Below are 20,401 nucleotides of genomic sequence, written 5' to 3'. Positions count from 1 at the left end.
TCGAGCCTTGGTGCCAGCAGGTCTAGGCCGTGGGCATGGACAGGTTCCCCTTACCCGCTCCGCCGCGCTCGAACGGCTCGAACGTTTCGTTCAACGCGCCGGCAGCGCCTATGCCGCGCGGCGCAATCTGGTCAATGCCAGCGGCGATCACGCCAACGTGTCCCGGCTTTCGGCTGCGCTGCGTCGCCGCCTCATCGGCGAGGACGAAGTGGTGCGAAGCGTTCTGGCGCAGCATCGGCTGGAAAAGGCGGAGAAGTTCATCGCCGAGGTGTTCTGGCGGACCTACTGGAAGGGGTGGCTGGAACAGCGCCCGGGCGTGTGGAGCGCATACCTCGCCGATGTCGGCGCGTTTCATCCCGGCACGACGATTGCAGAGGCGATGGCAGGCCGCACCGGCATCGATGCTTTCGACCATTGGGCACGCGAGCTGGCCGCGACCGGCTACCTCCACAATTGGGCGCGGATGCAGGTTGCATCGATCTGGGTCTTCACGCTCGGCCTGCCTTGGCAGCTAGGAGCGCAGTGGTTCTTCGACAAGCTGGTCGATGCCGACCCGGCTTCAAACACGCTGAGCTGGCGCTGGGTGGCCGGGCTGCACACGCCGGGCAAGACCTATTTGGCCGATGCCGATCGGATCGCGGCGATGACCGGCAGCAGGTTCCGGCCCGATGGCCTGGCCTCGAGCGCGCGGAATTCGCAGAACTTCAGCCACCCCCGCGCTCACCGGTGCGCACGGCGGTTGCCCCGGACTCCCGGCTACCGACGCTGGTGCTGGTGACGCCCGAAGACTGCTCGCTAGAAACTGTGCTGCCCGACCTTGATGTACGGGCCGTGGCCGTGGCCGACGATCTTGCCCGCAACGGTTGGGACCGCACTGCGCTTGAGGACGCTGGCGCGCGTGCCGCGGCCTATTGGCAATGCCCTTCCGGCGCGGGAGACATTGCCACGATCGCCACGCAGCACGGTTGCCGACAGGTCGTGACCGCCTTTGCTCCCGTCGGCCCGGTAGCCATTGCACTTGAGAGCCTGCGGGCGCAGCTTGCGGCGAAAGGCATTGTCCTTGCCGAACACCAGCGCGAATGGGACCGGTTGTGCTGGCCCCACTGCGGCAAGGGGTTCTTCAACCTCAAATCCGAAATCCCGCGCCTGCTGGAAGCGCTTAGCCTCGGTTAGTTGCGAGCGTCTTCAAGGATCATTGCGCCGGCGCGATAGCCCAGAGCCATAGCAGGGGCGTTGGTGTTGCCGGTGACATGGCCGGGCATGACCGAGCAATCGACCACGCGCAGCCCGGAAACGCCGTGCACCCTGAGGCGCGGATCGACGACGGCGCGCTCGTCAGAGCCCATCCGGCACGAGCCGATGGCGTGAAGGCCGCAGCTGGCGATGCGGCGAAAGCTATCGAGAACCGCCTCGTCACTTTCCACGCTCGCACCGGGGATCAGCTCGTCGCCGACCACATCGGCCAGCGGACCGGATCGCACGAAGGCGCGCATCTTGCGCACCATCGCGATAGCAGACTTGCGGTCGTGCTCGGTCGAAAGCCAGTTTGGCAGGATTGTCGGCAGGGTTGCCGCATCGGGCCCGGCGATGCGGACCGAGGCCTCGCTGGTCAGGCGCAGGAGCTGGCCATAGATCGTCATCCCCGGCTCGCGCGAGATCTTGTCGAGCGGGACCGGGTTGCCGTCGTCGGCTACCTCGAAGGTGTAGCCACCGAGATAGAGCTGGGCATCGACCCGCCCATCAGGATGCGCGACGTTGCAGAAGGCGCCAACCTCGAACGGACCCGTCGCCATGATCCCGCCGCCGGTCACAAGGTAGCGCGCCATTGCCACCAGCAGCCCCGGCCCGCGCAAGCTGCCGCCCGTACCCCGTTCGCCACGCAAGCGGTGGGGCATCGAGAAGCCGAGGTGTTCCACCATGCGTTCGCCCACGTCAGGCGATTCGACCAGCGGCACGATGCCAGCAGCTTTCAGCCGCGCGCCATCACCGATGCCGGAACGCTGGAGCAGCAGCGGGCTTTCCATCGCGCCACCGCTGACGATCACTTCGCCCGCGCAAGGGAAGCGGCGCAACACGCCATTGGCGCGCGCCTCGACCGCGATGGCGCGACCCTGCTCGATCACGACACGCTCGGCAATCGCGCCGGTCACGACCGAGACATTGGCGCGTTTACGCGCCGCGGCCAGGAAGGTCCGGCCTGAACTCTGGCGCCGTCCCTTGCGGATGTTGTGGCTGTAGAGGCCGACGCGCTCGCCGCCCCGTTCGTTGAGGTCCTCGACGCGCGCCATCCCCATCGCCTCGCCCGCCGCGATCATGCGTTCGGCGAGCGGATAGGAGAAGATCGCCGGATCGACGTGAACGAGCCCGCCCGCGCCACGCATCGGCCCCGGCCCGGCGGCATGATCCTCGAGTGCGAGAAACGCCTCGGTCATCGCCGCGCCATTCCATCCGGTAGCGCCGGCCGCTTCCCACGCGTCATAGTCGGCAGGTTCGCCCCGGCTCCAGATCATGCCGTTGACGGCAGATGATCCGCCGACGCCCTTGCCCCTGATCCACACCTCGTTGGCCGGCATGCCTTCGGCGCGGGACTGGCTGACGGGGTAGGCCCAGATGTGTTCCGGGTTGGTCACAAGCTTGGCCACGCCCTTGGGCAGGGTCACCCAGAACCCGTCGTTCTCGCCGCCAGCTTCGAGCACCAGCACCTTGTTGCGCGGGTTCGCGCTCAACCGCTCGGCAACGACGCAGCCGGATGAGCCTGCGCCCACGACGATGTAATCCCAGACTTGTGCCATTGTGCATCCCTCTCTCGCAGATCGTTCTGGCACACTGGCAAAAGGGACAACCCTAGCGTTTTGCCCACCCTAGCGTTTTGCAGAGTCGGCAAAGTGGTCTGTGACGGGTCTAGTGCAGGAAACCGGAATCAGGCCTCCGGACTTGCATGGACGGGAGTGGAATGCACGTTATCGCCCCAGGGCTCATTACCGAGGACAATCCGCCGCACCTGATCGGCGGGCGCGAGCGTGAAACGGGGCGCGTCGTATTTCCCTGCCCTTCCGGCGAGCGGTACGAGCAGGTCGCCCTGTCGCGCACCGGTACGCTGTGGTCCTACACCATCCAGCGCTACCGCCCGAAATCGCCGCCTTACAAGGGCCCCGAGGCCTTCCGGCCCTGGGCTGTCGCCTATGTCGAACTGCCCGGCGAAGTGATCGTCGAATCGCGCCTGACCGATATCGCATTCGAGGACATCCGCATCGGCATGCCGCTGGAACTGACCATGATACCGCTCGATCCGGACGCGCCCGACTCCGTGATGATCCCTGCATTCCGGCCCTTGGGAGACGCAGCATGAGCGGCGACGTCTGCATCGTCGGCGTGGGCATCCACCCGTTCGGCCGCACCGATGGCCTTTCCGGCCTTGAACAGGGCGTCTTCGCCGTGCGCGAGGCGCTGGCCGATGCCGGGATCGACTGGCCGCAGATCCAGTTCGCCTATGGCAGCTCGGACGCGGCGGGCAATCCCGATACCATGGTCGAGCGCCTGGGCCTGACCGGCGTGCAGTTCATCAACGTGCGCAACGGCTGCGCGGCGGGCGGCTCGGCGCTGTTCTCGGCGCAGATGGCGATCAAGTCGGGCGAGTTCGACATCGGCCTCGCCGTCGGCTTCGACAAGCACCCGCGCGGCGCGTTCAACGCCCTGCCTTCGGAATACAACCTGCCGGAATGGTACGGCGATGCCGGCTACATGATCACCACGCAGTTCTTCGCGGCCAAGATCATGCGCTACATGCACGAGCACCGCATCAGCCAGACCAGCCTTGCGCGCGTGGCCAACAAGGCCTTCCGCAATGCTGTCCACGCTCCCCATGCCTGGCGGCGCGAGCCGGTGGACATGGAGACGATCCTGGAAGCGCCGCTCGTGTCCGATCCCTATACCAAGTACATGTTCTGCTCGCCCGCAGAAGGCGGCGTCGCGCTGATCCTCGCGAGCGAGAAGAAGGCGCGCGAGCTGGGCAAGCCGCTGGTACGCCTCAAGGCCGCGACGATGCGCACCCGCCCGCCCAAGAGCTTCGAGGTCTTCGCGCCTTCTATCGACATCGGCGGCGGCAAGGCCACGGCCACGCAGATCGCCAGCGCCGATGCCTTCCGCATGGCCGGGATCGGGCCGGAGGACATCGCCCTCGCCCAGTTGCAGGATACCGAATGCGGCGCCGAAATCATGCACATGGCCGAAAACGGCTTCTGCAAGGACGGCGAGCAGGAGGCGTGGCTGGCGCAAGGAAAAACCGAGATCGGCGGGAGCCTTCCGGTGAACACCGATGGCGGCTGCCTTGCCTGTGGCGAACCGATCGGTGCGTCCGGCCTGCGTCAGGTCTATGAAAACGTCGTCCAGTTGCGCGGTGACGGCGGCGGACGGCAGGTTCCCGGCAACCCCAAGACCGCATACAGTCATGTCTATGGCGCCCCCGGCGTCTCTGCCGTCACCATTCTCGAGCGTTGAACACAATGGACATCGATCTTTCCCCCGAAGAACTGGCCTTCCGTGACGAAGTGCGCGCCTTTCTGGCCGAGAGGCTGCCCGAAGAGGTGAAACATGGCGCGGCAATGTCGCCCACGGTCTTCGTGGAGCCCGACATCGGCCAGCGCTGGAACGCGGTGCTGAACGAGCAAGGCTGGCTCGCCTACCAGTGGCCGAAGGAAGTGGGCGGCACCGGTTGGACGCCGACGCAGCGCTATATCTTCGAGAAGGAATGCGCACTGGCGGGGGCGCCGAACCTCACTGTGCTGGGGCTCAAGCTTGTTGCACCGGTGATCTACACTTTCGGCACGCCCGAACAGAAGGCCAAGTACCTGCCCAAGATCCTTTCGGGCGAGGACTACTGGTGCCAGGGCTTCTCCGAACCCGGCTCCGGCTCTGACCTTGCCAGCCTGCAGTGCCGCGCCACGCTTTCGGAAGATGGCACGCACTACAAGCTCAACGGCTCGAAGATCTGGACCACCCACGCGCACTGGGCAAACAGGATGTTCGCATTGGTCCGCACCGATGCCAACGTTAAGAAGCAGGCGGGCATCTCGTTCCTGCTGGTCGACATGAACCAGCCCGGCGTCTCGGTGCGCCCACTGTTGACGCTGGCAGGGGACCACGAGGTCAACCAGGTGTTCCTCGAAGACGCCATCGTCCCGGTGGAAGACCGGGTGGGCGAGGAAGGCGATGGTTGGAAGCTCGCCAAGTTCCTGCTCGAGAACGAGCGCGGCGGTTCGTGCCATTCGCCAAAGCTGGAATACGACCTAGCGCAGATCGAACAGGCCGCGGCGGATGAGCCTGACGGTCGCGGCGGCAAGTTGGCTGACGATACCGACTGGAAGCGCCGCGTCGCGAAGGTGCGGCTGGGCATCCAGAGCCTCGAGATGATCGAGCTGAAGATCCTTTCGGAGATCGCCAAGGGCCGCCCGCCGGGGCCGCAGACCTCGCTGTGCAAGCTGCTGGCGTCCAACCTGCGGCAGGATGTCGATCTTCTGGCAGTGGATCTCTATGGCCCGGCCGGGCTCCAGCTTGATTTCGCGCGGCCGCTCTATGGCGACAATGCCCCGGCGCCCATTCACGCAGAGGGCGCGCAAGTCGCCTCGGCACGCTATCTCAACAGCCGTGCCTGGACCATTTTCGGCGGAACCAACGAAGTGCAGGCGGGCATCATCGCGCGCACTGTGCTCGGACTTTAAAGGAAGAAGAGGATGCAGCTGAGCCGTGAGGCGCTATTGCGCGCCTATCGCCAGATGAAGGTGATCCGCGAATTCGAGGAACGCCTCCACGTCGATATCCAGACCGGCGAGATCGCCGGCTTCACCCACCTCTACTGCGGGCAGGAAGCTGTTGCAGTGGGCGTGTGCGAGCATCTCGACAACGACGACAAGATCGTCTCGACCCATCGCGGCCATGGCCACTGCCTTGCCAAGGGCTGTGATGTGAACGGGATGATGAAGGAAATCTGGGGCAGCCGCGACGGCCTGTGCAAGGGCAAGGGCGGCTCGATGCACATTGCCGACGTCGACAAGGGCATGCTGGGCGCCAACGGCATCGTCGGCGCGGGCGCTCCGATCGCGGTGGGCGCAGGGATCGCCGCCAAGATTGACGGCAAGGGCAAGGTCGCCATCACTTTCTCGGGCGACGGCGCGTGCAACCAGGGCACCACCTTCGAAGCGATGAACATGGCCGTGGTGACCAAGGCCGCGACCATCTTCGTGTTCGAGAACAACCACTATTCCGAGCACACCGGCTACCAGTACGCAGTCGGCACCAGCGGCGACATCGCCAGCCGCGCCGAAGCCTTCGGCATGAAGGTGTGGCGCGGTGACGGGACCGATTTCTTCTCGGTCTACGAGACGATGCGCGAAGTGCTCGACTACGTGCGCGTTCCCGGCAATGGCCCGGCGGCAGTGGAGTTCGATACCGAGCGCTTCTTCGGCCACTTCGAGGGCGACCCGCAGCGCTATCGCGGGCCGGGCGAACTCGACCGCATCCGCGAGATGCGCGATTGCCTGAAGAACTTCCGCAAGTCGGTGACCGACGCAGGGCTTCTGGAGCACTCCGATCTCGACGCGCTTGACGCCGAAGTGCTCGAAGCGATCGAGGAGTCCGTCCGGCAGGCCAAGGCCGCCGATCGTCCCACCGCCGAAGACGTCCTGACCGACGTCTACATTTCGTACTGAGACGAGGGAGCGGACCAATGGCAAAAATGATGTACCGCGACGCCGTCGTCTCGACGATCGCAGAGGAAATGGAGCGCGACGAGAACGTCGTGTGCCTGGGCGAAGACATTGTCGGCGGCATGGGTACGCCGGGCGGCCCCGAAGCCATCGGCGGCATCTGGTCGACCTCGACCGGGCTGTTCGGGAAGTTCGGCGCTGACCGCGTGATCGACACCCCGATCTCGGAAAGCGCGATCATGGGTGCGGCAGCCGGCCTTGCGCTTTCCGGCAAGCGCCCGATTGCCGAGCTGATGTTTGCAGACTTCATCGGCGTCTCGCTTGACCAGATCTGGAACCAGATCGCCAAGTTCCGCTACATGTTCGGCGGCAAGACCAAGTGCCCGGCGGTGATCCGCATGGCCTATGGCGCGGGCTACAATGCCGCCGCGCAGCACAGCCAGGCGGTCCACCAGATCCTCACCGGCATGCCCGGCCTCAAGGTGGTGATGCCGACCACGCCTGCCGACGTGAAGGGCCTGCTGCGCACCGCCATCCGTGACGACGATCCAGTGATCTTTCTCGAGCACAAGGCGCTCTACGGCGTTTCCGGCGAAGTGCCCGACGATCCGGACTACATGATCCCGTTCGGCCACGCCCGCCTGTCGCGCGCGGGGCAGGACGTGACCATAGTATCGACTGGCCTGCTGCTCGGCTTCTGCGAGGCGGTGGCCGACAAGCTTGCAGCCGAAGGCATCGGTTGCGACGTGATCGACCTGCGCACCACCAGCCCGCTCGATGAAGAGACCATCCTCGACTCGGTCGAAGTGACCGGCCGCCTCGTCGTCGTCGATGAAGCGCCGCCGCGTTGCAGCCTTGGCGCCGATATCTGCGCCCTGGTCGCCGAGAAGGCCTTTGCCAGCCTCAAGGCTCCGCCGCTGTCGGTCAACCCGCCGCACACCCCCATCCCGTTCGCGCGCGAGCTGGAATCTGCCTACCTCCCCTCGGTCGACAAGATCGAGGCGGCGGTGCGCAAGGTTCTGAGCTACCGTTAGAGGCTGGAGACGCGACATGGCCAATATCCGCCCGTTCTGCATGCCCAAATGGGGCATCGAGATGACCGAGGGCACGATCGCCGAATGGATGGTCAAGGAAGGCGAGGCCTTTTCCAAGGGCCAGGTCCTGTGCCTGATCGAAACCGCCAAGATCACCAATGAGGTCGAAGCCGAATACGACGCGGTCCTCAAGCGCCTGCTGACGCCTGCCAGCGAAGAGGCACACCCGGTGGGCGCGCTGCTGGCGGTGTTCGCCGACGCCGACACCTCGGACGCCGAAATTGAAGAGTTCATCGCCGGGTTCAAGCCCGCCGAGACCTCTGTCGCGGCCAAGGGCGGTGGTTCTGCGCCAGCTGCGGCAACGGCAACCCCTGCCGCAGTGGCTCCGGCCCCGGCGCGTGAGCCGAAGAAGATCGTCACCAATCGCGCGATCAGCCCAGAGGCGCTGAAGCTGGCTGAGGCCGAAGGCGTCGACATCGAACCGATAGAAGGTTCGGGGCGCAACGGGCGCATCACCTATCAGGATGTGGTTCAGGCCCTGCGCCCGGAACGGGCCCTGTCCTTCAATGGCAGCGCGCAACTGGTTGAGGACAGCCCCGAGGCTTTCGCCTCGCCACTCGCCCGCCGCATCGCCGCGCAGCACGGCATCGCGCTTGCGGGGATCAAGGGCACCGGCGCGCGCGGCCGCATATCCAAGGCCGACGTGCTGGCGCTGGTCAAGCCGACCATGGCCGCGGCGCCAGCTTTCGGCGCGCCGTTCGAGCTGGTCAGCAATCAGCCGCAGGTCCAGCCGTTCGACAAGGTGCGCAAGGTCGTCGCCCGTCGCCTGACCGAGGCCAAGCAGACCATCCCGCACTTCTACCTGCGCGTCTCGGCCGCGGTCGATGAACTGATGGCGCTGCGCAAGACGGCCAACCTCGTGCTCGGCGCGAAGGCGTCGATCAACGACTACATCGTCAAGGCCGTGGCGCTGGCACTGGTCAGGCATCCGGACGTCAACGTGCAGGTCCATGGCGATAGCGTCCATTCGTTCCCGCACGCCGACGTAGCCATCGCGGTGGCCAGCCCCAAGGGCCTCGTTACCCCGATCGTGCGGCAGGCAGACCGCATGCACATCGCACAGATCGCGGCAACCACCCGCGCCCTGATCGACAAGGCGCAGGCGGGCAAGCTTGGCTACGAGGACATGGACGGGGGCACCTTCTCCGTCTCAAACCTCGGCATGTTCGGGATCGAGCAGTTCGATGCGATCATCAACCCGCCGCAGGGCGCGATCCTTGCCGTCGGCGGCGCGAACCGCGTGGCGGTGGAGGCGGACAACGGCGACATCGCCTTCGAAACCCGCATCCAGCTGACCATGTCGGTCGACCACCGCGCGATTGACGGCGCGGCTGGCGCGCAGTTCCTGCAGACGCTGAAGGGCCTGCTCGAAGCACCGGAAGGGCTGTTCGCATGACCCGCAAGATCAGCCAGTTGGGCCCGGTCGGCCAGCTCGCCTACCTGCCGCAGGATTTCGATGCGGCGGTCAGGTACTGGACCGAAACGATGGGCGTCGGCCCGTTCTACCTGATGGAGAACGTCGCCCTCGGGGACTGCAAATACAAGGGCGTGCCCACCGGCGCCGTCTTCTCCATCGCCATCGCCTATTGGGGCGATGTGCAGATCGAGCTGATCCGTCCCGAAAACGGCGAACCGTCGATCTACACCGGCGAATATGCGGTGACCGACAGCCTCCACCACATCTGCATCTTCATCGATTCCATCGAGGAAGCCCGCGCGGCCTGCGCCGAGGCGGGCGCAACGATACTGGTCGAGGGCAAGGTCGGCGCCGATGGCGAAGTGATCTACGTCGATCCTGGGAAAGGCCCCGGCCACGTGATCGAACTGCTCCAGAACATGACCGGCGCCGATGGCATCTTCCAGATGATCAAGGATGCCGGGAAGGACTGGGACGGCTCGGAACCGCTGCGCAAGCTGGGCTGACAAGCGCAAGCTTGGCAGACGTTGCTATAGTCTATAACAATGCCGCCGGAGAGTCCCGAAACCGGCGGTAAAACCATGCTCGAAGTTCTCAGCACCCGCACACTCGCTCCGGTCGAGCGGCTCGATTACTGGAACGATCTGATTTCCTCGACCTACACCGGCATGGTCGTCGATGCTCCGCGCGATCGCTTCGATGCGCGGCTGACGGTGTGGCAGATGGGGACGCTGCGCATGGTTCGGCCCTATTCACGCGCTGCGGTGATCTCGCGCCATGCTGAGCGTTCGACGCGTCCGACCGATCAATCACTGGTTGCTCACTTCCTCACTCGGGGCGACGTCAGGCTCGAGCAGCGTGGCCGGACCGTCGATCTGACGGAAGGCGACATGGTGCTGTGCGCGGCCGAGGAGTTCTATCGCTTCGACACCAGCACGACGCACGAGATGATGGTGGTGGAGTTCGACCGGCAAACTCTGGCCGAGCGCCTGCCCCATATCGACGATTTCGTTGCACGGCGCATTTCCGGCCAGTTGCCCTCTACCCGACTTGCTCATCGCTACATGTCTTCGTTGTGGCAGGAAGCCCCCGAAGTCCTGCCCGATGCGCATTGGCAAATGCATGCCGGTATCGTCGGCGAAATGATCGCTTCGTGCATCGAAGGCAGCGGCAAAGTGATGGAGGCGCCAACCAATGGCCTGGTGACGCGTGCCGAAGCCATCATTCTGGAACGGATCGGCGATACTGAGTTCAACGCATCGGCTCTGGCAACCAGCCTCGGAGTTCCCTTGCGCACGCTGCAAGCCGCTGCGGCCAGTGCCGGAACCACGCCAAGCGCCCTGATCATGCGCCGCCGTCTGCTCCGCGCAGCAAAAAGGCTGGTGGGCGAGCCCGGTACGAGCGTCACCACAATTGCCATCGAGTGCGGCTTTGCCGATTCCGCCCACTTCGCCCGCCGGTTCCAGCAGCATTTCGGCACCACGCCCAGCCACTATCGCCGCATGAACTGATGGTCCTTGCGCTTCCGTCCAGTTTTCTGCGCGCCCGGACAGGCAGTTTTGAACCGGACAGCTAGACCGATCCCATAAACATGGGAGGTTCCGCATGAAGGCTCGATTCACCTCGGCTAGCGTCGTTGCACTTGCTGCATCCATTCTCGCTGTGCCAGCATTTGCGCAGGAAACTGCGCAGGCCAATGATGCCGGTGGCATCGCGGAGATCGTCGTCACCGCCCAGAAGCGGGTCGAGAACGTGCAGGACGTGCCGATTGCCATTTCGGCTTTCGGTGGCACCGCCCTGAAGGAGCGCGCCGTGGCCGACATCTCGGCGCTCAGCGGCATCGCGCCCAACGTCAACCTTGATGGCGGCACGCCGTTCTCGGGCTCGTCCGCAGTGCTTTCGGCGACGATCCGCGGCATCGGCTCGGACGATTTTGCGTTCAACATCGATCCGGGCGTCGGCATCTACCTCGACGGGGTGTTCCTGGCCCGTACCGTTGGCGCCAATCAGGACCTGCCGGATGTCGAGCGGATCGAGGTTCTGAAAGGCCCGCAAGGCACGCTGTTCGGCCGCAACACCATCGGCGGGGCGATCTCGATCGTCACGCACAATCCGGGCAGGGAGTTCCGCCTGACCGGTGACCTCACCACCGGCAGCTTCGACCTGCTGCGCGCCCGCGCCACCATCGACCTGCCGCTGACGGAGAGCCTTGCGGCTTCGCTCACCGGCGCGGTCACCAGCCGCAGCGGCTTCCAGAAGCGTATCCCGTACAACGGGAGCGCAGCGGACATGCGCGCGATTGCCAATTCCGATCCTTTCACCGCGTTCAACAACGCCGACTATTCAACCTCCAGCCGCCAGAGTGCGGACAACAACATGAGCCTGCGCGGCAAGCTGCGGTGGGACAATGGCGGTGCCTTCCGCGCAACGCTTTCGGGTGACTACACCAACCAGGATTCCTCTGGGCAGAACAACTCGCTGCTGGGCGTGTCCTTCCCGCCGGGACCGTTTGCGCCGACCAACCCCTTGCCCGGAACCGGCATCAACCCGATCAATCCGGCAGGCGGCTTCCTCTTCGCCGGGCTCTACAACTTCTGCATCGGTTCGACGCAGGCGGAAATCGCCGCACGCGGCGCCAGCGCGATTTGCGGAGCGCGAGGCACCAGCATCAACCCCGGTCGTCTCCTCGGGTCGCTGGCAGGGGTCAACACCGACGCCGACCCGACCAACAACCGCCTGCCGTGGGATGGGCGCTTCATCACCGGCGATCCTGACAAGACCTATGCCACCGGTCCCACGCTCAACAAGCTGCGCGCCTGGGGTTTTGCCGGCAATCTGGAGTATGACCTTGCCGACGGTCTGATGGTCCGTTCGATCACCAGCTATCGCAAGACCAACTGGAAGGCGGGATCTGACCTCGACGGTTCGCCGCTTTCGATGCTGGAATTGACCTTCAGCCAGAACCAGCAGCAGTTCAGCCAGGAAGTGCAGTTGCTCGGGTCCAACCTGCTCGACGGCAAGCTGAACTTCGTGGCCGGCGCCTATTACTTCAAGGAAGACGGGGACCTGCACGATTACGTGACCTTCGACGAAGGTCTGCTGCAGGTAGACGGCCCGAACAGCTTCGACACCAAGAACTATGCGTTCTTCGGCCAGGTCGATTTTCGCGTGAACGACTGGATCGGCATTACGCTGGGCGGACGTTACACCAAGGAAACGAAGCTGTTCGAAGGCGGGCAGCAGGACCTGAACGGCGGCAACTACAAGTTCTTCGGCTGCGCGAATGCTGCGGGCACGATCTTCCCGTTCGGTGATTTCCCGCTGGCCCCGCCCCAGGCTGCAGGCGGCCCGCCTTGCTTTGCCGCCCTGTCGTTCCCTGATCCGACCAATCCGGTTCGGGTCTATGTGCCCGGCGTCAACCGCAAGACCTTTTCGAACTTCGCGCCCAAGATCGGCGTGCAACTGCACCCCAGCGACGACGTGATGGTCTATGGCAGCTATTCGGAAGGCTACAAGACCGGCGGCTGGACCACCCGCCTGACCAACCCGCAGGGCAACGTCGCGCCCGATTTCGACGAGGAACTTGCCGAGACCTACGAAGTGGGCGTGAAGTCCACCTGGCTTGACCGGCGCCTGCAGGTGAACATCGCGGCCTTCACCACCAGTTACAAGAACGTCCAGCTGAACCAGCAGGTCGGCACTTCGCCCACCATCGACAACGCCGGTACGGCGCGGATCAAGGGCGTTGAAATCGAAGCCATCGTCGCTCCGGTCAAGGGTCTGACGATCAACGCTTCGGTCGGCTATCTCGATGCCTATTTCACAGCGCTTTCGGCCAGCGTCCTGCGGCCCGACGTGGCAGGGCCGATCCCGGGCCTGCGTGAAGGGGCCGTGGTCGGCGGACAGCTGCCCAAGACCGCGAAGTGGTCGACCAACCTTGCGCCTCGCTACGAGCTTGGCCTTGGCAACGGCGGATCGCTGGTGTTTCTGGCCGACTGGACGCACAAGAGCGCGGTGTGGAATGACGTGGCGCGCTACCTGCCACTGCGCCGCCAACCGATCGACATCGTCAACGCCAGCTTCACCTATCGCGAACCGGGCGGCAAGTGGGACCTGACCGTGGGCGGCACGAACCTGACCGACGAGCGCTACCTCGTTTCGGCAGGCGCAAACGATGCAGCAGGCGTTTACTTCGGCAGCTACAATCGGCCCTGCGAATGGTACGCCCGCGTCGGCTTCAAGTTCTGATCGTCCGGAGCCCCGCCCCAAATTGTTACTGGTGGGTGGGGCCCCGCCGCCATCGCTTCTGTCATTCACAGGAAATCTGCCATGACCACCGCCAAGGCCGCCGTCCTGCGCACTGCGGGCGCAGCACCACGGATCGAGACTGTCACCATCGACGCTCCGCGCGCGGACGAAGTGCTCGTGGAGATGCGCGGCGTCGGCATCTGTCACACAGACATGGTGATGCGCGACGGGCACTTGCCGGTGCCGCTTCCCGTAGTGCTGGGTCACGAAGGTTCGGGCGTCGTCCGAGCGGTCGGCACCGAGGTGACCGATCTGGCAGTGGGCGATCACGTGGTGCTGAGCTTCATGTCGTGCAGCCACTGCCCAAGCTGCGATGAACAGGCACCTGCCTATTGCCACTCATGGGTACCGCTGAATTTCTTCGGCGCGCGCGCCGATGGCTCGACCGCGCTGAGGGACACAGGCGGCGCTGCGGTGCACAGCCATGTCTTCGGCCAATCGTCGTTTGCAACCCACGCCGTGGTCAACCGGCGCAATGCTGTGAAGGTGGCGAAGAATTTGCCGATCGAACTTCTCGGCCCCCTGGGCTGCGGCATCCAGACCGGCGCGGGCGCGGTGCTCAACGCTTGCCGCGTGCGCGCCGGATCGAGCGTTGCGGTAATCGGAGTGGGCGCGGTGGGCCTGTCTGCCGTGATGGCGGCGCGCATCGCCGGCGCAGGAACGATTGCCGCGATAGACGTCAATCCGACGCGGCTAGACCTTGCCATCGACCTTGGCGCAACCCACGCCTTGCGCAGCAGGGAAGATTTTGTGGCACTGGCAACAGAAGCGGGCTGCCCGACGGGGTTCGACTATATCATCGATACGACCGGCATCGCATCGCTGGTCAATGCCGCGATCCTTGCCCTCGCACCGCGGGGCGAGATCGCGCTGGTGGGTGCCTATGCGCCCGGCACCGAGGTTCGCGCCGATACCACCCACGTCATGAGCGCGGGCCGCGTGATCCGCGGCGTTGTCGAAGGCAGCGCCGATCCGCAAAGCTTCATCCCAGAACTGATCGAACACTACCGCGCCGGCCGCTTCCCGTTCGACCGCCTTGTCGAATGGTTTGGCTTCGACGAAATATCCAAGGCGTTTGCGGCTGCAGAAACGGGACGCGTGGTAAAGCCGATCCTGCGGTTCTAGGTTGCGGCGCCATCCCGCGCGCCTGATAATCGGTGTTCACGGCAAGGACACCGCATGAAAACCACCGTCGAAATTCTGTCCGAAGACATTGTCGATCGACTTCCGCCGGACCGCCACGGTCCCTTCGTGGTCGGCATCTGCGGCGCGCAAGGTTCCGGCAAGACGTGGACCACCCACCTGCTGGCCGAGCGCATGGAGCACCTCGGCTTGCGCACGGTGACACTGTCGCTTGACGATCTTTACCTGACCAAGGCTGACCGGCAGCTCCTGGCTAGGAATGTCCATCCGCTCTTTGCCGTGCGCGGTGTTCCGGGCACACATGACATTGCCGCAGGCATTCGCATCATCGATGCGCTGGGCGAGGCAGGATGCGTGGCCTTGCCGGCTTTTGACAAGGCGAAGGACGAACCGGTGGCTCAGTCGGACTGGCGAAGGGTAGACACCCCGTCGACATCGTCCTGTTCGAAGGCTGGTGCGTCGGCGCGCGGCCGCAGCATGCCAGTCTGCTCGCGGCGCCCGTCAACGCGCTGGAACGGGACGAAGACCCGGATGCGGTCTGGCGGAGCCACGTGAACGCCTGCCTCGCCGGAGAGTATCAGGCGTTCTTCGCGAAGTTCGACATGCTGGTGCTGCTGCAGGCCCCCGGCTTCGAGGTCGTGGCCGAGTGGCGTCTGGAGCAGGAGGAGACCCTGCGCCGCGCACTGACCAGCGAAGGCCGTGACGTTTCAGGCCTGATGGACCGGAGGGCCGTTGAACGTTTCGTGATGTTCTACGAACGGATCACGCGCCACATTCTCGAAGAAATGCCGGCGCGGGCCGATCTTGTCGTTGCCCTCGACGCGCAGCGACAGCCGATTTCTGTGAAGGTCAATCGCTGAAGACCGGGGAGGGTGCGCGTCTGCGGAGGGAGAACCGCGCGCGCACCCGTGGCCTCAGAACTCGGAGAGGAGTCTTCCGAGGCCTTCGATCCGGTCGGTGATGCCCAGGGTACGCAGGGCGTGCCAGTAAGTCGCGGTGTTGATCGCGATCACCGGCTTGTCGAGCTTGAGTTCGTACTCCGCCGCGAGGCTGACCATCGAGAGGTTCGTGCCGACCTGCACGATTGCGTCGACGTCGCTACCGTTGAGATGGTCGATCACCTCGCGCAGACGCTGCGGCGTTACCTTGGCGATGTCGGTCCACCGCTTGCACTGCAGGGGCACGTCCCGCACCACCGAGAAACCGGATTCCTCAAGGAAGCGGCGCACTTCGGCATTGGCGACCGGGTAATAGGGTGAGACGAAGCTCACCGTCTTGACGTTGCCATAGGCATGAAGCGCTGCGGCGATCGATTCCGAGCCGGTCGACGCGCCAACGCCTGCAAGTTCCTCGACTTCGGCCTTGAACTTCTTGCCGCCCTCGACCCCGCCGTAGAACGTGATGGCCGACATGCCGAGCACGAGGTATTCGGGACGCAGTGTCATCGCCGAGCGCACCGCGTCCATCGTGTTTTCGGCAATCGCGGTGGTGCCGGCGATGAAATCCTCGTTCGAGAGGGCGACCGGGTCTTCGACGAAAATGCGGGAGAAGTGATTGGTCACGCCGGCAGGGCGCATGCGCTCCATGTCGGGCTGGACGGTGGTGTTGGTGGAAGGGGCAATCACGCCGAGGCAGGCGCGGTAACCCTGGACGTCAACCATTGGATTTGTCTCCGGAAAAAGCCGCGCCGCAGTCCCACCACCGCGACGCCGCTTCGCATCATACGATCGCAGCCGCCTGGGCGAGGCTGTCGAACATGGCTTGCCGCATCAGGTAGTTGCGGCGGGTTTCGTCGTTGTTCTTGATTTCCAGCATCTTGGCACGGCGCGCTTCGTGCGCTCCGTCCTGTCCGCCCTTGATGAAGGCCATGTTTTCCTTGGTCTGCATCTGGGTGAAGCTGTGCGTCACCTCACGGCGCTGGCGATCGTAGAGCGCAAGGCTTGGCTCCATCGCGGCCTTGCCCTTCAGCACCGGCTCGAGCTTTTCGAACAGGTTGAAGGCATCGTGGACGCCCGAGTTCATGCCGAAGCCGCCAAGCGGATTGTTGAGGTGCGCGGCATCGCCGACCAGCATGACGCGGCCTTCGCGGAACGACTTGGCCACGCGCTGGTGCACGCGATAGAGCGTGCGATGCTCGGTCCTAACCGCAGCGCCATCGCCTACGAGCCGATCGAAGATGCCGTTCTTGATCCTGTCGGAACGCAGCTCTTCGTCGCTGAGCGAGCCATCGGTTGGCACCAGCACGCGCCACAACGATGGCACGCGCAGCAGCACCAGCCACTCCTTCGGATCCGACACGTAGTTAACGTAGGCCAGGTTCGGCAGGTGATCGGCCAGTTCAAGGTCGGTCGACAGGCACAGGAAGCGTTCGGGATAGGTAAACCCGTCGAACTCGATCCCAAGCCACTTGCGCACGATCGAGTTGGCACCATCGGCGCCGACCAGATAATCGGCACGCAGGCGATTGATGCCATAGGGCGTTTCGGCCCAGAGATCGACGCCGCTTTCGTCCTGCTTGAAGGTAAGCAGGCGCGTGCTGAAGTGCATCTTGGCGTTCGAGAACTTTTCCAGGCCCGCTGCCAAAGCGCGAGACAGGTGGTACTGTTCGCACTGGATGCGGAAGGGATAGCGGGTGACGTCCTCGATCTCGCTGAGGTCGAAATCGATCACCTCTCCGGTGGTACGATCCCGCCAGTGATAGACCGGCGCCTTCAGGCCCTTTTCCAGCAACATCGGCGTGATGCCAATGGTATCGAGCATTTCGAGCGTCGGCGGGTGGAACGTCGACGCGCGCAGATCCTGCGCACAGTCCTCGCCCGATTCGAGCACGACGACATCCACCCCCGCCTGGGCAAGCAGCGTGGCCAGAACCGTCCCCACGGGACCGGCTCCGACAATCGCCACCTGGCACCGTTCAACCCCTGTCATATCCAGCGGACTCCAATCTAACTTCTGGTACGGGGTATGGACCGGGCCGCACTTGTGCGTCGGCAAAGCCGCCAAACTATCCGCCTTGCGGTGATATGAGGTTCAGAGGCAGGAAAACGGGCATCACTGCAGCAGAAAAACCGGCATCGACAACAATGACCGACCCTGCGGTAGACTTATTCCGCTCCGACAGGCGGGGAGAATAGCGATGGTTTCTATTCGTAGCGGATGGCGAATTGCGCAAACGGGGCTCGCTTGCGCCCTGATCACGGCAACTGCGTCTGCACGGTCAGATGCCCGTGACAGCGAAGAGATCTACCGAGAGCGCCTTGCAGTGTTCCTGAAGGATCCGGGCAACCTGCCCTACGAACCGACCGAGCCGCTTGTCGGCGCACAGAACTGGAAGCCACTGCCGAAGATTTCACTCGCCCGCAGCGCACTCTCGCCGGGTTCGGTTGAAAAGGCGCGCGCTTATGCCGAGCTGATGAATTCAAGCGCCTTCATGGTTTGGCACGACGGTAAGCTCGTGTCCCAGTGGTATGCGCCTGGCGTCACGGAAAAGACGCCAATCACGTCCAAATCCCTGTCGAAGCCGCTCACCGCGCTGGCCGTCGGCCGCGCGCTGGCTCTGGGCAAGATCCGCTCGATCGATCAGTCAATTGCCGACTTCATTCCGCGCGCCAAGGGGACGCCAAAGGAAAGGATCACGATCCGATACCTGCTCGACATGCGTTCGGGTATGCTCGACCAGGGGTTTAGCGCCGAACCAGAGCATCCTTACAACCGCGTGCTGCTCGATGAGAACTTCGGCGAAAAGATCATCGACCTTTATCCGATGCCGCATGAGCCCGGGAAGCACTATTCCTACGCCAACGCGCCCAGCGATACGATCGCCATGGTCATCGAAGGTGCGACGGGCATGCGCTATGGAGACTGGGTCGGCCGCGAGGTGCTCCTTCCGCTTGGCGCGCAAGGTGGAACGATCTGGGTAGGCAAATTAGGCGGTCTTGCTCATTCAGGCTGCTGTTCGACCATGCCGGCCGACACCTATCTGCGATTTGCCGTTCTCCTGCTGCAGGATGGCGTGTGGAACGGCAAGCGCCTGCTGCCCGAGGGCTATGTCGCGGAAATGCGCAAGGGGACCGAAGCGAATCCGAACTTCGGTCTGGGTATCTGGCTAGGCTCACCCTATCGGCAGCGTCGCCCATTCGGTGCGCCGGGGATGCTTGGGCCGCAGGTTCTCCACTCTGAACCATTCCTCGATCCGGATCTGTTCATGTTCGATGGCAATTCGAACCAGCAGGTCGCTATCAGCCCGAGACATCGGCTGATCGTACTGCGCGTCGGCGCGACGCCACCTGCGCCCAAGAACGGCAGCCCGGAATGGGATAACGCGTTCCTGCCGAACACGCTGATCCAGGGGCTCAGGCAGTAGCAGGCAATCGGTAGCGGCTGAACACCAGCAGCGCGATCACCTGCAGGCTTGCCGGGATCGCGCTGTAAAGCAGCACGATCCCGAAAATCGCGCTGCTGCCTTGTGCGCTGGCACCGCCAGTAGACGATACGAAGCCGAACGCGCTCATCACGATCCCGGCGATGACCGGACCAAGCGCGAAGGCCAGCTTCTCCATGGCAGAGAACAGGCCGGCAAACACACCCTCGTTGGCAACGCCCTGCATACGGCGCTGATGATCAACAGTATCGGTCATCATCGAAAGGGCCAGCAGGATGAAGCCGCCGTTGACCGAGCCGATCACCACGGCTCGCAACAGGATCAGCAGGTGTTCGGTATTGACAGGCTGCCCGCCAGGAAGTGTCGCCACATCAGCGCCGCCCTTGCCGACCCACAGCCACGTCACCGTCACCGCCGCCCACACCAGCGAGGCGGCGACATAGGCGCGCGGCTTGCCGATGCGGCGCGGCAGCCATAACCACAGCGGCTGCGCGGCAAGGCTGGCGGCAGACATGCACAGAATGAACACCGGGATCAGCCAGATCGCCTGCACGGCATAGAGGAAGACGAAGCCGATCACGGTATAGCTCGCCGCCTGGCCGATGTTCGAAAGGAAACTGGTGGCGAGCAGTATGAGATAGGGCTTGTTGGCGGCCACGGTCCTGAGTTGGTCGAGCAATGATCCCGGTACCGCACCGGCATTGATCAGCGACACCTTGCGCAATCCGCTGGCCGTCGTCAGCATCGAGACAAGGCAAAGCACGCCGAAGATCCAGCTCATCGCGTGCCAGCCCGAAGCTCCGCCACCGAAGTGCATAACGATCGGTTGGGCGAGCCCGACGCCGACAAGCACCCCGAGCGTTGCGAAGAACATGCGCAGCACCATTATGCGGTTGCGCTGGTGCGGATCGCTGGACAGCTCTGCAGCAATGGCGAGATACGGCACCGAGTAGATGCTGAACGCCGTCGATGCGAGGAAGAACAGGGCGCAGATTGCTGCGGCAGCGATGTAAGGGCTGGGGTATTCGGTGAAGGTGAAGAGCGCGATGAAACCCAGCGTCGTGCCTACCGCTCCGGCAATCAGAAAGGGCGTACGGCCGATTGCCGTCTTCATCCGGTCCGACCAGGCCCCGACCAGCGGATCGCAGACAATCAGCCAGAGCTTGGGCAGCAGCACGACGAGGCCCGCAAGCCAAGCCGGCACGCCGAGCATCGTCGTCATGAACAGCGGCAGCAGAACCGCAGGCGTATCGCGGAACACCTGCGCGCCCAACTGGCCAACGCCATAGCGCAGGACGACGCCTGTCGGCACCTCGTCGGGCAGGGTGGATTTTGCGGCGAGGCTGGCGTTCATGGC

19 protein-coding genes are annotated in these 20,401 nt (G+C 64.2%); 15 read left to right on the top strand and 4 right to left on the bottom strand.

What is annotated here, in order from left to right; genetic code table 11:
• The first annotated feature begins 10 nt into the window (after positions 1-10).
• Together C7W88_RS19380 and C7W88_RS24070 are read left to right on the top strand one after the other, a co-directional pair.
• Entirely contained in the window at positions 11-778 is a 768-nt protein-coding gene (locus C7W88_RS19380; protein WP_240345114.1) for an FAD-binding domain-containing protein, read from the top strand.
• On the top strand, positions 775-1,173 hold the full coding sequence (locus C7W88_RS24070) for a hypothetical protein (protein ID WP_240345113.1): 399 nt from the start codon (positions 775-777) through the stop codon (positions 1,171-1,173). The genes C7W88_RS19380 and C7W88_RS24070 overlap by 4 nt, the downstream gene beginning before the upstream one ends.
• On the opposite strand, the gene C7W88_RS19375 is transcribed toward C7W88_RS24070, so the two are convergent.
• Positions 1,170-2,792 (bottom strand): GMC family oxidoreductase, encoded by a 1,623-nt coding sequence (locus C7W88_RS19375; RefSeq protein ID WP_118075181.1) that lies wholly within the window; start codon positions 2,790-2,792, stop codon positions 1,170-1,172. The two genes, C7W88_RS24070 and C7W88_RS19375, sit on opposite strands and share 4 nt — an antisense overlap.
• Before the next feature lie 161 nt (positions 2,793-2,953).
• Between C7W88_RS19375 and C7W88_RS19370 the strand changes: the two genes are divergently transcribed.
• The 12 genes from C7W88_RS19370 to C7W88_RS24060 all read left to right on the top strand — a co-directional run bounded on the left by C7W88_RS19370 (position 2,954) and on the right by C7W88_RS24060 (position 15,523).
• The gene (locus C7W88_RS19370) at positions 2,954-3,349 is read left to right on the top strand and encodes a Zn-ribbon domain-containing OB-fold protein (RefSeq protein WP_118075180.1); all 396 of its coding nucleotides are present in this window, start codon (positions 2,954-2,956) and stop codon (positions 3,347-3,349) included.
• A complete protein-coding gene (locus C7W88_RS19365) occupies positions 3,346-4,497 on the top strand; it encodes a thiolase family protein (protein WP_118075179.1) in 1,152 nt (383 codons plus the stop codon). The genes C7W88_RS19370 and C7W88_RS19365 overlap by 4 nt, the downstream gene beginning before the upstream one ends.
• Positions 4,498-4,502: 5 nt before the next feature.
• Positions 4,503-5,717, top strand: a complete 1,215-nt coding sequence (locus C7W88_RS19360) for an acyl-CoA dehydrogenase family protein (RefSeq protein WP_118075178.1) — start codon at positions 4,503-4,505, stop codon at positions 5,715-5,717.
• A 12-nt stretch (positions 5,718-5,729) separates the two neighbouring features.
• On the top strand, positions 5,730-6,704 hold the full coding sequence (locus C7W88_RS19355) for a thiamine pyrophosphate-dependent dehydrogenase E1 component subunit alpha (protein WP_118075177.1): 975 nt from the start codon (positions 5,730-5,732) through the stop codon (positions 6,702-6,704).
• A gap of 17 nt (positions 6,705-6,721) precedes the next feature.
• On the top strand, positions 6,722-7,735 hold the full coding sequence (locus tag C7W88_RS19350; RefSeq protein WP_118075176.1) for an alpha-ketoacid dehydrogenase subunit beta: 1,014 nt from the start codon (positions 6,722-6,724) through the stop codon (positions 7,733-7,735).
• Between the two features lie 16 nt (positions 7,736-7,751).
• Positions 7,752-9,191: a dihydrolipoamide acetyltransferase family protein gene (locus C7W88_RS19345; RefSeq protein WP_118075175.1), complete on the top strand. Its 1,440-nt coding sequence runs from the start codon at positions 7,752-7,754 to the stop codon at positions 9,189-9,191.
• Positions 9,188-9,718, top strand: a complete 531-nt coding sequence (locus tag C7W88_RS19340; RefSeq protein ID WP_118075174.1) for a VOC family protein — start codon at positions 9,188-9,190, stop codon at positions 9,716-9,718. The genes C7W88_RS19345 and C7W88_RS19340 overlap by 4 nt, the downstream gene beginning before the upstream one ends.
• A gap of 75 nt (positions 9,719-9,793) precedes the next feature.
• Complete coding sequence (locus tag C7W88_RS19335; protein ID WP_162896266.1) at positions 9,794-10,723, top strand: AraC family transcriptional regulator; 930 nt, start codon at positions 9,794-9,796, stop codon at positions 10,721-10,723.
• Between the two features lie 94 nt (positions 10,724-10,817).
• Positions 10,818-13,460 carry a TonB-dependent receptor gene (locus tag C7W88_RS19330; RefSeq protein WP_118075172.1) on the top strand — a complete coding sequence of 881 codons (2,643 nt, stop codon included), beginning with the start codon at positions 10,818-10,820 and terminating at the stop codon, positions 13,458-13,460.
• A gap of 81 nt (positions 13,461-13,541) precedes the next feature.
• Positions 13,542-14,645 carry an NAD(P)-dependent alcohol dehydrogenase gene (locus tag C7W88_RS19325; RefSeq protein WP_118075171.1) on the top strand — a complete coding sequence of 368 codons (1,104 nt, stop codon included), beginning with the start codon at positions 13,542-13,544 and terminating at the stop codon, positions 14,643-14,645.
• Positions 14,646-14,699: 54 nt separating this feature from the next.
• Positions 14,700-15,218: a hypothetical protein gene (locus C7W88_RS24065; protein ID WP_240345112.1), complete on the top strand. Its 519-nt coding sequence runs from the start codon at positions 14,700-14,702 to the stop codon at positions 15,216-15,218.
• Positions 15,215-15,523, top strand: a complete 309-nt coding sequence (locus tag C7W88_RS24060; RefSeq protein ID WP_240345111.1) for a hypothetical protein — start codon at positions 15,215-15,217, stop codon at positions 15,521-15,523. Before C7W88_RS24065 ends, C7W88_RS24060 begins: the two co-directional genes overlap by 4 nt.
• A 54-nt stretch (positions 15,524-15,577) precedes the next feature.
• Here the strand turns inward: C7W88_RS24060 and C7W88_RS19315 are convergent, their stop codons facing one another.
• Entirely contained in the window at positions 15,578-16,324 is a 747-nt protein-coding gene (locus tag C7W88_RS19315; RefSeq protein WP_118075170.1) for an arylmalonate decarboxylase, read from the bottom strand.
• Positions 16,325-16,382: 58 nt separating this feature from the next.
• Entirely contained in the window at positions 16,383-17,591 is a 1,209-nt protein-coding gene (locus C7W88_RS19310) for an NAD(P)/FAD-dependent oxidoreductase (RefSeq protein ID WP_118075169.1), read from the bottom strand.
• Between the two features lie 208 nt (positions 17,592-17,799).
• Between C7W88_RS19310 and C7W88_RS19305 the strand changes: the two genes are divergently transcribed.
• Entirely contained in the window at positions 17,800-19,026 is a 1,227-nt protein-coding gene (locus C7W88_RS19305) for a serine hydrolase (RefSeq protein WP_118075168.1), read from the top strand.
• Here the strand turns inward: C7W88_RS19305 and C7W88_RS19300 are convergent.
• The gene (locus C7W88_RS19300; protein ID WP_118075167.1) at positions 19,016-20,398 is read right to left on the bottom strand and encodes an MFS transporter; all 1,383 of its coding nucleotides are present in this window, start codon (positions 20,396-20,398) and stop codon (positions 19,016-19,018) included. The genes C7W88_RS19305 and C7W88_RS19300 overlap by 11 nt on opposite strands.
• Positions 20,399-20,401 lie beyond the last annotated feature (3 nt).

The organism is Novosphingobium sp. THN1 (assembly GCF_003454795.1).
Taxonomy (GTDB): Bacteria; Pseudomonadota; Alphaproteobacteria; order Sphingomonadales; family Sphingomonadaceae; genus Novosphingobium.
Note: the sequence above shows the minus strand (reverse complement) of the source record. Positions and strands in the feature narration are given on the sequence as shown.

What these genes read in the sequence shown, in the direction of transcription:
- C7W88_RS19325 (WP_118075171.1), top strand. Translation starts at nt 13,542, where the DNA reads ATGACCACCGCCAAGGCCGCCGTCCTGCGCACTGCGGGCGCAGCACCA.
- C7W88_RS19330 (WP_118075172.1), top strand. Translation starts at nt 10,818, where the DNA reads ATGAAGGCTCGATTCACCTCGGCTAGCGTCGTTGCACTTGCTGCATCC.
- C7W88_RS19360 (WP_118075178.1), top strand. Translation starts at nt 4,503, where the DNA reads ATGGACATCGATCTTTCCCCCGAAGAACTGGCCTTCCGTGACGAAGTG.
- C7W88_RS19350 (WP_118075176.1), top strand. Translation starts at nt 6,722, where the DNA reads ATGGCAAAAATGATGTACCGCGACGCCGTCGTCTCGACGATCGCAGAG.
- C7W88_RS19310 (WP_118075169.1), bottom strand. Translation starts at nt 17,591, where the DNA reads ATGACAGGGGTTGAACGGTGCCAGGTGGCGATTGTCGGAGCCGGTCCC.
- C7W88_RS19305 (WP_118075168.1), top strand. Translation starts at nt 17,800, where the DNA reads ATGGTTTCTATTCGTAGCGGATGGCGAATTGCGCAAACGGGGCTCGCT.
- C7W88_RS19300 (WP_118075167.1), bottom strand. Translation starts at nt 20,398, where the DNA reads ATGAACGCCAGCCTCGCCGCAAAATCCACCCTGCCCGACGAGGTGCCG.
- C7W88_RS19365 (WP_118075179.1), top strand. Translation starts at nt 3,346, where the DNA reads ATGAGCGGCGACGTCTGCATCGTCGGCGTGGGCATCCACCCGTTCGGC.
- C7W88_RS19355 (WP_118075177.1), top strand. Translation starts at nt 5,730, where the DNA reads ATGCAGCTGAGCCGTGAGGCGCTATTGCGCGCCTATCGCCAGATGAAG.
- C7W88_RS19345 (WP_118075175.1), top strand. Translation starts at nt 7,752, where the DNA reads ATGGCCAATATCCGCCCGTTCTGCATGCCCAAATGGGGCATCGAGATG.
- C7W88_RS19340 (WP_118075174.1), top strand. Translation starts at nt 9,188, where the DNA reads ATGACCCGCAAGATCAGCCAGTTGGGCCCGGTCGGCCAGCTCGCCTAC.
- C7W88_RS19370 (WP_118075180.1), top strand. Translation starts at nt 2,954, where the DNA reads ATGCACGTTATCGCCCCAGGGCTCATTACCGAGGACAATCCGCCGCAC.
- C7W88_RS19335 (WP_162896266.1), top strand. Translation starts at nt 9,794, where the DNA reads ATGCTCGAAGTTCTCAGCACCCGCACACTCGCTCCGGTCGAGCGGCTC.
- C7W88_RS19375 (WP_118075181.1), bottom strand. Translation starts at nt 2,792, where the DNA reads ATGGCACAAGTCTGGGATTACATCGTCGTGGGCGCAGGCTCATCCGGC.
- C7W88_RS19315 (WP_118075170.1), bottom strand. Translation starts at nt 16,324, where the DNA reads ATGGTTGACGTCCAGGGTTACCGCGCCTGCCTCGGCGTGATTGCCCCT.
- C7W88_RS24065 (WP_240345112.1), top strand. Translation starts at nt 14,700, where the DNA reads ATGAAAACCACCGTCGAAATTCTGTCCGAAGACATTGTCGATCGACTT.